Annotated in this window: 15 protein-coding genes; 6 read left to right on the forward strand and 9 right to left on the reverse strand. The window is 66.4% G+C overall.

Features of this window, described 5'->3' with window-relative positions:
- The first annotated feature begins 63 nt into the window (after positions 1-63).
- The gene (locus ACR4XW_RS13030; protein WP_434760993.1) at positions 64-846 is read left to right on the forward strand and encodes a glycerophosphodiester phosphodiesterase family protein; all 783 of its coding nucleotides are present in this window, start codon (positions 64-66) and stop codon (positions 844-846) included.
- Positions 847-920: 74 nt separating this feature from the next.
- Here ACR4XW_RS13030 and ACR4XW_RS13035 read toward each other — a convergent pair whose 3' ends face one another.
- The 5 genes from ACR4XW_RS13035 to ACR4XW_RS13055 form a co-directional block, all read right to left on the reverse strand.
- Positions 921-1,268 (reverse strand): RNA polymerase-binding protein RbpA, encoded by a 348-nt coding sequence (locus ACR4XW_RS13035; RefSeq protein WP_434760994.1) that lies wholly within the window; start codon positions 1,266-1,268, stop codon positions 921-923.
- A gap of 59 nt (positions 1,269-1,327) precedes the next feature.
- A complete protein-coding gene (locus ACR4XW_RS13040; RefSeq protein WP_434760995.1) occupies positions 1,328-1,870 on the reverse strand; it encodes an FxsA family protein in 543 nt (180 codons plus the stop codon).
- A 101-nt stretch (positions 1,871-1,971) separates the two neighbouring features.
- The gene (locus ACR4XW_RS13045; protein WP_434760996.1) at positions 1,972-2,781 is read right to left on the reverse strand and encodes a polyprenol monophosphomannose synthase; all 810 of its coding nucleotides are present in this window, start codon (positions 2,779-2,781) and stop codon (positions 1,972-1,974) included.
- Positions 2,778-4,391, reverse strand: a complete 1,614-nt coding sequence (lnt, locus tag ACR4XW_RS13050; RefSeq protein WP_434760997.1) for an apolipoprotein N-acyltransferase — start codon at positions 4,389-4,391, stop codon at positions 2,778-2,780. The genes ACR4XW_RS13045 and lnt overlap by 4 nt, the downstream gene beginning before the upstream one ends.
- Positions 4,388-4,903: a hotdog fold domain-containing protein gene (locus ACR4XW_RS13055; protein WP_434760998.1), complete on the reverse strand. Its 516-nt coding sequence runs from the start codon at positions 4,901-4,903 to the stop codon at positions 4,388-4,390. The genes lnt and ACR4XW_RS13055 overlap by 4 nt, the downstream gene beginning before the upstream one ends.
- 124 nt (positions 4,904-5,027) lie before the next feature.
- On the opposite strand from ACR4XW_RS13055, the gene ACR4XW_RS13060 reads away from it, so the two are divergent.
- The 3 genes from ACR4XW_RS13060 (at position 5,028) to ACR4XW_RS13070 (ending at position 7,259) form a co-directional block, all read left to right on the forward strand.
- Positions 5,028-5,969 (forward strand): 5'-3' exonuclease, encoded by a 942-nt coding sequence (locus ACR4XW_RS13060; RefSeq protein WP_434760999.1) that lies wholly within the window; start codon positions 5,028-5,030, stop codon positions 5,967-5,969.
- A gap of 159 nt (positions 5,970-6,128) precedes the next feature.
- Entirely contained in the window at positions 6,129-6,377 is a 249-nt protein-coding gene (locus tag ACR4XW_RS13065) for a hypothetical protein (protein WP_434761000.1), read from the forward strand.
- Between the two features lie 417 nt (positions 6,378-6,794).
- Positions 6,795-7,259: an HNH endonuclease gene (locus ACR4XW_RS13070; protein WP_434761001.1), complete on the forward strand. Its 465-nt coding sequence runs from the start codon at positions 6,795-6,797 to the stop codon at positions 7,257-7,259.
- Here ACR4XW_RS13070 and metW read toward each other — a convergent pair.
- The 4 genes from metW to ACR4XW_RS13090 all read right to left on the reverse strand — a co-directional run bounded on the left by metW (position 7,238) and on the right by ACR4XW_RS13090 (position 11,510).
- The gene (metW, locus tag ACR4XW_RS13075) at positions 7,238-7,876 is read right to left on the reverse strand and encodes a methionine biosynthesis protein MetW (RefSeq protein ID WP_434761002.1); all 639 of its coding nucleotides are present in this window, start codon (positions 7,874-7,876) and stop codon (positions 7,238-7,240) included. The genes ACR4XW_RS13070 and metW overlap by 22 nt on opposite strands.
- A complete protein-coding gene (gene metX, locus ACR4XW_RS13080) occupies positions 7,873-9,027 on the reverse strand; it encodes a homoserine O-acetyltransferase MetX (protein ID WP_434761003.1) in 1,155 nt (384 codons plus the stop codon). The genes metW and metX overlap by 4 nt, the downstream gene beginning before the upstream one ends.
- Positions 9,024-10,310, reverse strand: coding sequence for an O-acetylhomoserine aminocarboxypropyltransferase/cysteine synthase family protein (locus ACR4XW_RS13085; protein WP_434761004.1), 1,287 nt, complete (start codon positions 10,308-10,310; stop codon positions 9,024-9,026). The genes metX and ACR4XW_RS13085 overlap by 4 nt, the downstream gene beginning before the upstream one ends.
- Positions 10,311-10,412: 102 nt before the next feature.
- Complete coding sequence (locus tag ACR4XW_RS13090; RefSeq protein WP_434761005.1) at positions 10,413-11,510, reverse strand: hypothetical protein; 1,098 nt, start codon at positions 11,508-11,510, stop codon at positions 10,413-10,415.
- 125 nt (positions 11,511-11,635) lie between these two features.
- On the opposite strand from ACR4XW_RS13090, the gene ppk2 reads away from it, so the two are divergent.
- Both ppk2 and ACR4XW_RS13100 read left to right on the forward strand, forming a co-directional pair.
- Positions 11,636-12,565, forward strand: a complete 930-nt coding sequence (gene ppk2, locus ACR4XW_RS13095) for a polyphosphate kinase 2 (protein WP_434761006.1) — start codon at positions 11,636-11,638, stop codon at positions 12,563-12,565.
- Positions 12,566-12,662: 97 nt separating this feature from the next.
- Positions 12,663-13,796 (forward strand): phosphotransferase family protein, encoded by a 1,134-nt coding sequence (locus ACR4XW_RS13100; protein WP_434761007.1) that lies wholly within the window; start codon positions 12,663-12,665, stop codon positions 13,794-13,796.
- The last annotated feature ends 11 nt before the right edge of the window (positions 13,797-13,807 follow it).

A 13,807-nucleotide genomic window follows, 5' to 3' on the forward strand; every position in this document is an offset into this window, starting at 1 on the left:
CCGCCACTGTAGGTCATCGCCCCATGTTGCCGATGCGTTACCGGCCGGTGCCATACTGCGCCCATGCGGGCCGAGGACTATCCCTATTTCGATGCACCCTTCTGTGCTTTCGCCCACCGTGGCGGGCCACTGCTGCCGGGCAATGTGGGACGGGAGAACAGTCTGCATGCCTTCGGGCAGGCCGTGGGGTTGGGCTACCGGTACCTGGAGACCGACGTCCATGTCACCGCCGATGGGGTGTTGATCGCCTTCCACGACGACCGGCTCGACCGGGCCACCGACGGCACCGGGTTGATCGCCGAGTTGCCGTGGTCGGAGGTACAGCAGGCCAGGATCGGCGGGCTGGAACCGATCCCCACCATGGACGAGGTGTTCGAGACCTTCCCCGACAGCCGGTTCAACATCGATCTCAAGGCCGCCGGTGCCGTGGCTCCGCTGGCCGACGCGATCGCGTCCCATCGCGCCCAGAACCGGGTGTGTGTCACTTCCTTCGGGCCCGACCGGTTGAACGCCTTCCGGCGCCGGATGGGTACCCAGGTGGCCACCGGAACGAGTCGCACCGAAGTGGCCTGGACCCGTTTCGTGCCGTTTCTCCCCCGCCTGCGTCCGGCACCCGGAGTGGTTCTGCAGGTGCCGGTGACCAGCACGATCGCCGGACGGGAGGTGCGGATCGTCACCCCGGGGTTCATTCGCACCGCGCACGACACCGGTCGTCAGGTGCATGTCTGGACGATCGACGAACCGCACCAGATGCACGCCCTGTTGGACATGGGCGTGGACGGGCTGATCAGCGACCGGATCGACGTGCTGCGCGAGGTATTGGTCGAGCGCGGCCTGTGGTGGTGACCCCGGCCCCGATCATCGCCCGGTGATGACGAAGGCCCGCCACCGGATGGTGACGGGCCCTGGTGTGTTGTGGGTCAGGCGGATCGGCTGAGTTGTCCCGAACGCAGCAACTCCAGGCGTTCTGCCAGCAACTCCTCCAGTTCGGTGACCGATCGGCGCTCGAGGAGCATGTCCCAGTGGGTTCGCACCGGCTTGACTTCCTTCTCCTCCGGCATCGAGCCATCAGTACGCCGGGCAACCACGCCGCACCGCGGGCATTCCCATTCGGTGGGCAAGGTGGCCTCTTCGGCAAACACCAAATCGAAGTGGTGCCCGTTGGTGCAGTCGAAACCAATCTCTCGACGGGCGGCGAATTCGATACCCGACTCGTCTTCGAAACTCTTGCTACCCAAGCCCGCTCCGCGCAGTGTTCGCTCAGCCATATTCTCCCCCTCGCAGGTGATCTAGCGGTACAACGTGGAGCAACCTGTATTTGTTCCCGTCAGGGAAGCAACTGCCCCACCACGACGCCCTCGTCGTTCTCGTCAGGCTTCTTCGTCTCGGCTTTCTCGGCCTCCCCGGGAATCACCCCGGAGCGGATCCGGTCCTCGGCCATCTGGCGGGCCATCTTCGCCCCGATCACCCGACGCACCAGGCTGCGGGTGAACGGGATCAGCAGTACCAGACCCAGCAGGTCCGACAGCAGTCCGGGTACCAGCAGGGCCAGCCCGCCGATCACCACCAGGGAGCCGTCGACCAACTCCCGGCTGGGCATCCGGCCCTCGCGCAGGGCTTCCAGCAGCGAGCGCCAGGCCTTGGATCCTTCCCGCAGCACCAGCACCAGGCCCAGAATGCTGGTGAGCAGCACCACCCCGATGGTGGCCAGCACACCGATCTGACGGCCGACGGTCGACAGGGCCCACGCCTCGGTCAACGGCACCAGGATCAGCACTGCCACGATCAGGCTGCGCAGCGCCCATCGTCGGGGGGTCGGAGCGGCTCCGATCTGTACTCGCGGGCTCGGGTGGGTGGGGTCGGCGGACATCACTGCTCCTGTGCCGGGAAACGAGAATCAATCAATCCTGCCACCTGCCGGGGCCCCGGCGAAGGGACGTGACCGGATTACCGGGGATTCTTGGACGATCCTCAGTCGCGGCCTTGGGTGAGGCCCTTGCGACGCACCCGTCCGGCCAACCGGCGCAGTTGGCCGAGCCGGTGATCGATTCCCCACAGGGTGGTGCGGATCAGGGCCTCGATCACGATCGAGCGGCTCATCTTGGAGTCGCCGCGTTCGCGTTCGACGAAGGTGATCGGCACCTCGTCGACCCGGCAGCCGGCCTTCAGCGCCCGCCAGGTCAGATCGACCTGGAAGCAGTAGCCGGCCGAGGCGACCTCGTCGAGGTTGATCGCCCGCAGGGTTTCGGCCTTGAAGGCGTTGAACCCGCCGGTGGCGTCCTTGATCGGAATGCCCAGCATCAGTTGGGTCCAGAAGTTGCCGCCCTTGGACAACAGCTCACGCGACTTGGGCCAGTTCACGATCCGCCCGCCCCGCACCCAGCGCGAGCCCTTGACCATGTCGGCGCCGTTGGCCAACGCATCGAGCAGGCGGTGCAGCTCCTCGGGCTGGTGCGATCCGTCGGCATCGTGTTCGACCAGCACGTCGTAGCCGTGATCCAGGCCCCAGTGGAAGCTGTCCAGATAGGCCGCCCCCAGCCCTTCCTTGCCGCGACGGTGGTTCACGTGCACGTGGTCGTCGTCGGCGGCGAGCCGGTCGGCGATCGCGCCGGTGCCGTCGGGCGAGTTGTCATCGGCGATCAGCACGTGCACCTCGGGTTCGGCCTTGCGGATCCGACCGACGATCGATTCGATGTTCTGAGCCTCGTTGTAGGTGGGGATCACCACCAGCACCCGGCCCACGCCGTTGTCGGAGGAATCGGCGAACTCTGCACTACTCACTGTTCTTCCTTCGTTTCTGGATTGGTTCCATCATGCTCTCCGGCCGCAACCGTCCGTACCCGGGGTCGAATCACCAGGGCCACCAGGGTGGCTCCGAGACCGAGCAGCATCAGACCCATCGAGACCGGTCCGGCCAGCTTTCCGGCCGGGGTGCGCACCGGCCCACTGTGCAGTTCGTACACCCGGTGGTCGGCGGTGAACTCCTCGGTGCGGTCCAGAACCCGTCCGAGCGGGTCGATCAGGCCCGAGACCCCCGAGGTGGTGCTGACCGCGATCTCGCGGCGTCCCTCCATCGCCCGGGCCCGGGTGATCGCGAACTGTTGCTCGATCTGGCCCGAGTAGCCGTACATCGAGTTGTTCGACTGCACCACCACGATGTCGGGGTCTCCGCCGAACATCGTCGCGACGGTGTCGTCGTAGGCGAGTTCGTAACACAGCACGTCGCCGACCAGGATCTGCCGGCCGTCGTTGAGTTGCCCGCTGATCAGGCCGGGTTCGGTGCCGGGAACCGACTGTTTGCCGACCGCGGCGAGCATCGGCACCAGGGGCAGAAAGACCTCGCGCATCGGGATCCACTCACCGAAGGGCACCAGGTCTTGTTTGTCGTAGCGGTCGACGATGCCGTCCTCGGGGTCCCACCACAGCACGCTGGTTTGCCGTTCCCCCTCGCCGGGGCCGTCCATCACCGCACCGACCAGCACCGGCAGGCCGGAGACTTCGGTGGCGGCCTGCACCGAGGCCCGGGTACGGGCATCGCGGGTGGGGTCGGCGTCGGTGGAACTTTCCGGCCAGACCACCAGGTCGGGCATCGGCACCTGACCGGCGTGGGCCCGGGCCATCAGCTTGGTGGTTTCGGCCAGGTGGTTGTTCGGCATCGACCGGGCCCGTCCCATCGCGTTGATGCCGACCCCGAAGACGTTGCCCTGCACCACCGCGACGTTGACCCGTTCATCGCCCGGCGGCAGCCCGGGGGTCCAGACCCGCAGGCCCTGGCCGACCGCCAGCATCGCCACCAGGCCGACCGCGATGACCACGGCAAGTTTCGGACGGGCCGGCGCCCGGCGCACCAGCCACAGCAGCGTGGTGCCGGTGAGGGTGATCAGGAAACCGACTCCGGCGACCCCGAGCAGCGGTAACCAGCCCCCGTAGGGTGATTCGACGCTGGTGAAGCCCAACCGCATCCAGGGAAACCCACCCCAGGGTTGGCGCGAGAACCAGAACTCACAGGCCGACCAGGCGGCGGCCAGCCATACCGGCCAGCCCGGCAGCCCCGGTCGGGCCGGGGTCTTGCCGATGGCAGCGCGGGGCTGGATTCGATTGACGGCCATTCCGAGCAGGGCGAAGAAGAGCGCTTCGAGACAGACCACCCCGATCAAGGCGGGTGCGGTGAACACCACGAGCCATTCGATGCCCAGCCCCCACAGCCCCGCTCCGTACGCGAAGCCGGTGACCGCGGCCAGGGGCAGTCGTACCTGACTGGTCAGGGCTCCGAACAGGGCGACGGTGAAGGGCGCGAGAAACCACAGGCCATAGGGTTCGAAGGCGACCGCGGTGAGCACCCCGGCGGCCGCCGCAGCGAGAATCCGCAGCGGCCCGGGCAGCCCGATCACTCGATTTCGGCGGCGGGGTCCATCGGCTCATCGCGCCGGCGGCGGCCCCAGCTGGGCCAACGCTCTCCCCCGTCGGACTGCGGCCAGTACTTCTTCTGACGCTCCACCGGCACCACCGCGGTACCGATCGCGCGGGCCGCCACCAGCGGCTCGTCCAACACCTTCGCGGCGGTGCTGCGGATCTGCGGGTCGTCCTCCAGCCGGGCCCGACTGCGGCACAGCACCCGGGCCTCGAACTGCATCTCGCGGCTGGTGTTGCCGATCCGGATGAGCTTGCCCTCGATCTCCAGCACGTCGCCCGGATGCACCGGGGCGGTGAAATCGACCTCGGAGTAGCCGACGAACTGGCCCTCGTCACCATCGGTGCGAATGCAGATCTCGGCGGCGACCTGACCGAACAAGCCCATCAGGAAGGAGCCGTCAACCATGCCACCGAGAAAAAAGGTGTCGCGGTGGCCGACATAACGTTTGTGGGTAACGGTCAATCCCGGCTGCAGCTCGGGGTTGGACATGGCGCCTCCTGACTGATCCGACATCGGCACGGGCCCAGTCTAAACGGCTCCCCGAACGGCTCGTCGTAACCGGCCCCGATCGGCGGCTCTGTTGTGGATTGCCCGCACCTGCCACGATGGGGCGGTGACTGAATCGCGGCTGATGCTTCTCGATACCGCATCCCTCTACTTTCGGGCCTTTCACGGGCTGCCCGACACACTGCGCTCCCCCGATGGCCGCCCGGTCAACGCGGTGCGCGGGCTGTTGGATTTCATCGCGCGGCTGGTCACCGATCATCGACCCACCCACCTGGCCTGTTGTTGGGACGACGATTGGCGACCTGCCTGGCGGGTGGCCTTGTTGGACTCCTACAAAACTCACCGGGTGGCCGCCGTGGCCGACGGCGCGGCCGTCGAGGAGGCGCCGGACGAGTTGGCGCCCCAGGTGCCGATGATCCGGGCCGTCCTCGACGCCCTGGGCCTGCCGATCGTGGGGGTGGCCGATCATGAGGCCGACGATGTGATCGGTTCACTGGCCCGACAGGTCTCGGCCACCGGCGCCGCGGCGGTCGATGTGGTGACCGGCGACCGGGACCTGTTCCAACTGGTGGACGATGCGGCCCGGGTGCGGGTCATCTACGTGGGCCGGGGTATCAGCAAGGCCGAGTCGGTGGATCAGGCCTGGGTACGGCAGGCCTACGGCATCGAGGCGGGGGCCTACGTCGATTTCTCGGTGCTGCGCGGCGATCCCTCCGACGGTATTCCGGGGGTGCCCGGGATCGGGGTCAAGACCGCTGCGAAGTTGCTCACCGAGCACGGTTCCCTGGACGGCATTCTGGCCGCCGGCAGCAAACCCGACGGTGGCGTGGCCGCCGGGGTGCGCAGCAAACTGCATGCCGCGATCGACTACCTGGCGGTGGCCCCTCAGGTGGTGTCGGTGGTCGACGACCTGGACGTTCCGGAACTGGGCGAACTGGTGCTGCCGTCGGCGCCGGTGGATGACTCACGGTTCAACGAATTGGCATCCGAATACGGTCTGGGTGGTAGTGCGGATCGGGTACGAAAAGCACTTTTCGTAAATCACTGAAGAAAAGCCAGGAAAACTACTCGACAGTAACCGAAAAGGCCGTTGGGAAGCGGATTTCATAGCCTTTCTCAATGGTAATTCTCGGCGTTTCCGGTCACAATGAGATAACGGTTGTCGAATATCCGGCAACCGCTTTCACTGAAACGGAGGTGATCGGCGATGGAGAACTCGTTCATTGCATTCGCGGGTCGCCCGTGGGATGTCGCAGACGCCACGCACCCCTCTCGGTTCGTGGGTGAGTTCGCGACCTTCGACGACGCACTCGATGCTTATCCATCAGTGCGGTTCGTCGAGATGCCCACGCGTTCCGGCTGTCGCCGCTGGCGCGGCCAGGGCCCGCGGCCCGGCCTCATCGTGCAACTCGAGCAAGCCCATGCGGACGTGCACGAGTTGAGCAAAATCGCCTGACCGGTGGGGTCACGCACGACGAGAACGCCCCCGACCCGCGCATCCCGCGGGTCGGGTGATGCCCTGATGAAACCGGCGCGACACCGAATGGTCACGCAATAAACCCCTGACAACTGTGCGTGGCCTCCCTTACGCTGACGCTGGCAGATTCACACTGGATGCCAAGCACCATTGCCGGGAGGAGGCCAGCATGTCGACGTGTGTGTTCGGTGCCCCCGTGGGCACGCTCGCCCAGCGCGGTGAGATGTGCGGTGGCCCACGTCCGGCAGTGTGGCGGCGCAGCGCGATCGACGGGTGTATAGCCGGTGACAGCGGCAGGAGTGTTCCTGTGCTGTCCGGTGGTGGCCGTCTCGCGTCCGTGCGAGGCGGCTTTCTTGTTTTCGGACCGGTTCGGAGCGGGCGTATCGGGGGTGGACGATGAGCGCGGTCTTGGTGTTGAACACCGACAACACGGCATTGCACACGGTGACCCTGCAGCATGCCATCGGGATGTTGGTGCGTGAGGTGGCGATCGTGGAGCGGGCGCGTGAGGGCCTCAATCTCGGCCCCTATCCCTATCCCCTGGTGCTGCGGCTGGTGCGGTACGTCAAGACCGCCTTCATGTACACCCGGGCCCCGGGCTGGACCAAGCGCGGGGTGCTGCGGCGCGACCGGCACAGTTGCGCCTATTGCGGCGGCTCGGCCGGCACCGTCGACCACCTGCTGCCCCAATCACGTGGGGGTCGCAACACCTGGATGAACACGGTGGCCGCGTGCAGCCCCTGCAACACCCGCAAGGCCAACCGCACTCCCGATGAGGCGGGTATGCCGCTGCGGTTCAAGCCCTACCCGCCCAGCCGGGCACAACTGGCCCGCCTGGATCAGCGCGGCGAGAGCAGATAGACCGCGTTCGCGGCGAGCAGGTTGGGGGCTCGTCGCGCACCGGGGTGGATCCGTCCGTCGGGGGCGAACAGGTCGCGCTGCTGAATGCTCAACCCCACCAACTCGAACAGGTCCTCCAGATCGGCCAGGGTGGACAGGTGAATGTTGGGGGTATCGAACCAGGCGTAGGGCAGTTCCTTCGACATCGGCATTCGGCCACGCATCAGCACCCAGCGGTGCCGCCAGTAACCGAAGTTCGGCACCGACACCAGGCAACTGCGTCCGATCCGGGCCATCTCGCGCAGCACGGTGGCCGGAAAGCGGGTGGCCTGCAGCACCCGGCTGAGCACGACCACGTCGTAGGAGTTGTCACCGAACTGGTCGAGTTGTTCGTCGATGTCGAGTTCGATCAGCGGCACCCCACGGCGGATCGCCTTGACCACCGCGACCGGGTCGATCTCGACACCGGTGCCGGTGCACTGCTTGTGCTCCATCAGGTGCTGCATCAACTTGCCCGGCCCACAGCCGAGGTCGAGAACGCGACTGCCGTCCGGGATCAGCCCGGCGACGTGCACCAGGTCACGGCGCAACGGCTTGTGGGCCGGCCGGGACTCCCCCGTGGTGGGCTGGGTACTCATCGGTGCACCTCGATCGCTCGGTCGACGAAGGCCCGCAAGGTGGTGTGGTACTCGGGCAGGTCCAGCAAAAAGGAGTCGTGGCCCCACGGGGACCGGATCTCGCGGAAGGTGACCGGCACCCGGGCGTGTTCCAGTTCGCGCACGATCCGGCGCGAATGTGAGGTGTCGAAACGCCAGTCGGTGTCGAACGACAACACCAGTACCGGCATCCCCGATTCGGCCAGGGCGCTCACCCGGGCGGGGTCGGCGAAGGCGTCGAAGTAGTCCATCACCCGGGTCAGGTAGAGGTAGCTCAGGGCGTCGAAGCGGCTGAGGAAGGCCTTGCCCTGGTAGTTCAGGTAGGACTCGACGGCGAAGTCGACCCCGAAACCGAGTTTGGGGGTTTCGGCGTCCTGGAAGCGGCGACCGAACTTGGTGTCCATCGCCTCTTCGGACAGGTAGGTGATGTGGGCCATCATCCGGGCGATGGACAGGCCGACATCGGGGGCGGTGCCGTCGGTCAGGTAGTCGCCACCGGAGAAGCCGGGGTCGCGCATGATCGATTCGCGGGCCACGGCCGAGAAGGCGATGTTCTGCGCGGTCAGTCTGCTGGACGCGGCGATGACCACCGCATTGGCCATCTGGTCGGGGTGGCTGAGCGCCCACTCCAGCACCTGCATGCCGCCCAGGGAACCACCGATACCGGCCAGCAACCGGTCGATGCCCAGATGGTCGAGCAAGGCCCGGTGCACGGTGATGAAATCGGCCATCTGCAGCAGCGGGAACCGCAGCCCGTAGGCCTGCCCGGTGGCCGGGTTGGTCGAGGCCGGCCCGGTGGTGCCCTGACAGCCGCCCAACAGGTTCGGGCAGATCACGAACAGTTTGTCGGTGTCGACCGGTTTGCCCGGCCCGATCAGGGTGTCCCACCAACCGGGGTGTTTGTCGCCCTCGTACTGCCCCGCGGCATGGGCGTCCCCGCTGAGCGCGTGACAGATGAACACCGCATTGTCGCGTTCGGGCGACAGGGTGCCGTAGGTCTCATAGGCGACGTGCACCTCGTCCAACTGCGCGCCGCTGGCCAGGGTGAGCGGATGCTGCGCATCGAACAGCTGAACCCGGTGGGCCTGAAGGTTCAGGTCCACCGGGTCGAACCTGCGCAGCTGTTCGGTCACGCCGTTACCGTGGCCAGGGCTTGATCGAGGTCGGCGATGATGTCGTCGACGTGCTCGATGCCGATCGACAGCCGGATCATCTCGGCCGGCACGCCGGCCTGCTCCAGCTCGTCCTCGGTCAGCTGGGAGTGCGTGGTCGAGGCGTTGTGGATCGCCAAGGACTTGACGTCGCCGATATTGGCCAGATGTGAGAACAACTTCAGGTTCTCCACCACCTGACGTCCGGCGTCACGGCCGGCCTTCAATCCGAATGCCACCAGGCCACCGTATCCACCCCGCAGTACCCGGTCGGCCACCGGCTTGTAGGGCGAGTCGGCCAGACCCGGGTAGTTGACCCAGGCGACGGCCGGATGCTGCTGCAGGTGCTCGGCCACGGTCAGGGCATTGCTGGAGTGCCGCTCCATGCGCAGGTGGAGGGTCTCCAGGCCCTGCAGGAACAGGAACGAGTTCAACGGCGCGATCGCAGCACCGGTATTGCGCAGCAGCACGGTGCGGGCGCGCATGATGTAGGCGGCCGGGCCGGCGGCGTCGGTCCACACCACGCCGTGGTAGGCACCGTCGGGCTTGGTCAGTCCCGGGAACCGGTCACTGTGCGCGGCCCAGTCGAAGTTGCCCGAGTCGACGATCAGGCCACCCATCGAGGTGCCGTGCCCGCCGATGTACTTGGTGGCGGAATGGATCGCCACGTCCACGCCGTGCTCGAACACCCGCGACAGGATCGGGGTCGGGACGGTGTTGTCGACCAGGAAGGGCAGGCCCTCGGCGTGAGCGGCATCGGCCCAGGCGCGCAGGTCGATCACGTTCAGCTTGGGGTTGCCGATCGTCTCGCCGAACACCAGCCGGGTCTTGTCGTCGACGTGGCGGGCCAGGTCTTCGGGCTTCTCGGGGTCGACGAAGCGGGTTTCGATACCGAACTGCGGCAGGGTGTGGGCAAACAGGGCGTAGGTGCCGCCGTAGAGGGTCGACAGCGCCACGATGTTGTCCCCGGCGTTGACCAGGTTCAGCACCGCGTAGGTGATCGCCGATGCCCCGCTCGCGGTCGCCAACGCCCCGACCCCGCCCTCGAGCGCGTTGATCCGGGTTTCGACCACCGACTGGGTCGGATTCATGATCCGGGTGTAGATGTTGCCCGGCTCGCGCAACGCGAACAGATCGGCGGCATGATCGGCCGAGTCGAAGACGTAGGACGTGGTCTGGTAGATCGGGACGGCGCGCGCGTTGGTCGCCGGATCGGCCTCTTCCTGGCCGGCGTGGACGGCCAGGGTTTCGGGGCGGTAGTTCATCGGTGGTGGCCCTTTCGTGACAGGTAGGCATCACGGTAGGGGCAGGCACCAACCCGGGCCACAGGTCTCACCATCTGAGGGGATTTATCCCCGGTTCGGCGATCAGCCGCAGGTCGGGCTTTGCCCCGAGGTCGGCCCGAACTCGCGTCCGTTGAAGAGATTCTTCCGGACGAAGTCGTAGTACTTCGCATTGCCGGGCGTGCTGTAGGGGTTGTCGGTCGAACACCGCACCACGTAATGCGCCACCGACTCGGCGTAGGTCTCGGTGATGTCCTTGCCCTTGTCGTACTCGGCGACACTGCCCTCGGTGTTGTAGAGCTGGTTGAACTCCCGCCAGTACTTCGGGGAGCCGCCGCGATCGACGTTGTGCACATGGGCCAGTTCGTGGATGAACACCCGGGAGATCCGGGAGACGTCACCGTTCTGGTAGCCGCCGTACATCTTGGCGAAGTCCACCGACATCACACTGGGCTTGGACAGGCCCCAGTCGCCCCAGGCGTAACCGCGCAGGTTGTCGGCGTTGATCCGGATCGGCCCGCCCACCTTCTCGCGGATGTTGTCCAGATAGGGGGTGCAGTCAACGGCGTCCAGGGTCTGCCAGATCACCTTGACCACCGGCAGGTACTGCGGATCCTCCCAGCCGGGGCCGATCAGCTTCAGGCCCCAACGCTTCTCCATCGCCGCCTTGATCTGCGACATCGAGGAGCCCTCGGGGAACTGTTGGTCGACAGTGCAAGGGCTGACGATCCCCGCCACCGGCGCGGCCGGGCGAGCGCCCTGGCGCGAGGCGCGCTCGCGGGCCTGCTGTGCCGCCTGGGAAGGCTTCGCGGCGGGCTTGGGTGCCGACGATGCCGGTGCCGTGGGTTTGCCGGCCGGGGCCGCTTTCGCCGGAGTGGACGGCTTGGTGGCCGGGGTGCTGATCGGAGGCTCCGGATGTGGCGAAGGTGCTGCATCGGGAGGGGTATCGGGTAGGCCGCCCTTGGGGTGCGGAGCCGCGACGGTCTCGACGTGTTCGGTCTTCAGGCCGGGGGCGTCCACATACGGGATGGCGATCCCACCACCGACCATGCCCAGTGCCACTGCTGAGCCAACCAGCATGCGGCGCAGCGGGAACGCACGGCTGGACTCGGCGCCCATCGCGCGGCGCGGGAGCGCGCTGCGCGGCACGTCGATCGCGCGTCGAGGTGCGGGTGCATCCACTAGGTCGTCCCCCAAAGGTCTCATTTTGGTCACAGCAGCCTGAGATATCTTCACAGATCGATCACCGAACTTCCAATCCGGTGACCACGTGAGTCTCGTCACGCACCGACCGATAGGCTTTTTCCGTGGAGAACAACTTGGGCTGGTGGCCGGAAATCGACGATCCGCACCAGGACCTGCGGGCCTACATCGACAGGATTCGCAGCAGCGGTTACAGCGTGCGTCACGACCAGGGTTCGGACCCCGACCTGATCGATCCGGGCGGCAACGCGGTCGAAACCTGGCGCCAGGATTACCCCTACGACGAGCGGATGACCCGCGCCCAGTACGACGTCGAGAAGTACCAACTGCAGATCGAGTTGCTCAAGTTCCAGTACTGGACCCAGGACAACGACCTCAAACACGTGATCGTCTTCGAGGGACGCGACGCCGCCGGCAAGGGGGGCACGATCAAGCGCTTCACCCAGCACCTCAACCCCCGCTACGCCCGCGTCGTGGCGCTGGCCAAGCCGACCCGCACCGAGTTGGGTCAGTGGTACTTCCAGCGCTACATCCAGCACCTGCCCACCAGCGGCGAGATCGTGATGTTCGACCGATCCTGGTACAACCGGGCCGGCGTGGAGCGGGTGATGGGCTTCTCCACCGATGAGCAGTACGAGGTCTTCATGCAGCAGGCACCGCTGTTCGAGAAGATGCTGGTCGACTCGGGTATCTCGGTGACCAAACTCTGGTTCTCGGTCAGCCAGCGCGAACAGCGCACCCGGTTCGCCATCCGTCAGATCGACCCGGTGCGGCAGTGGAAGCTCTCCCCCATGGACCTGCAGTCGCTCGACAAGTGGGGCGCCTACACCGACGCCAAGGAGCAGATGTTCCTGCGCACCGACACCGACTTCGCGCCCTGGTGGACGGTGAAGTCGAACGACAAGAAGCGGGCCCGGATCAACGCGATGCGGTTCTTCCTCAACCAGTTCGATTACGACGACAAGGACCCCGAGGTGGTCTTCCCGGCCGATCCGTTGATCATCAGGCGGGGCCGCGACGCCGTCGACGACTGAGCTTCGATCCCGTTGACCAGGAACACCGCGACCGGGTTGGCTATTGTGCTGCCCACACTGAAGCTTGTGACATAAGTCACAGTCCGCGGAGGCCTCGATGAGTGAACAGGATGCCGGTGACCGCTCGGCAATGAGCATTCAGCGCACTGCTCGCGACCCCCATGCTTTCGTCGGGACCCTGCGCGACTGGTTGCGCACCCAGTTGCCCGATGGTGCCGACCCGGAACTGACCATCGACGAGGTGCTGACCAGCAACGGGCTGTCCAGTGTCACGGTGCTGTGCACGCTGGTGTGGCGCAATGGCATCAACGAGGTGGTCGAACCGCTCGCGGTGCGGCTGTGTCCCGCCGCGGATGAGGCTCCCCTGCACGGCTGTGACGAACTGCGGCGCCATTACGAGGTGATGCGCGTGGTCGGCGAACTCAGCGACCTGCCGATCCCCCAGGTGCACTGGGTGGAGCATTCCGGGAACGTGGTGGGCAGTCCTTTCTTCTGTATGCGCCGGGTCGAGGGGGAAGCCCCCGCCGACGTGCGGCCCTACACCCTGGGCGACAACTGGTTGTTCGACGGCACCCAGGAGCAGCGCGCCGCTCTGCAGGAAGCCTCGGTGGAGGTATTGGCCAAACTGCACGAATTGCCCGACCCAACCGAGCACTTCAGTTTCTTGGAGTACGACACCCTCGGTGAGACACACCTGGCCAGGCATCTTGCCCACACCAAGCGCTGGTACCGGTTCGCCGCCGGCGACTTCGGCCCCGTCCCGGTGGTCGAGGAGGCCCTGGCCTGGCTCGGTGAGCACCTGCCGTCCGATGACTCGGCGGTGGTCAGTTGGGGTGACGCCCGGATCGGCAACATCCTGTACCACGACTTCACCCCCGAGGCGGTGATCGATTGGGAGATGGCCGCCCTGGGGCCGCGTGAGATCGACCTGCTGTGGATGGTGACGTCGCACCAGATCTGTCAGGAAGTCGCGCAGGCGAAGGGCCTGCCCGGGCTGCCGGACTTCATGGCGGCCGAGGACGTGCTGGAGCAGTATTACCGTTTCACCGGGTACCGGGCCCGACACGTCGATTGGTACCGGGTCTACGTCAGCACCATCTGGACCATCGTGTTCATGCGCACCGGCTGGCGACAGGTGCAGTTCGGAAACGTCCCACGCCCCGACGACCGCCGGGAGTTGTTGTACTCCCTGCCCCTGTTGACCCGCGAACTCGCCCGACAGCGCCGGTGAGTCGCCGGGGG

Source organism: Pseudenemella bisphenolivorans, from assembly GCF_051133435.1.
In the GTDB taxonomy this organism is placed as follows: Bacteria; Actinomycetota; Actinomycetes; order Propionibacteriales; family Propionibacteriaceae; genus JAAYAO01.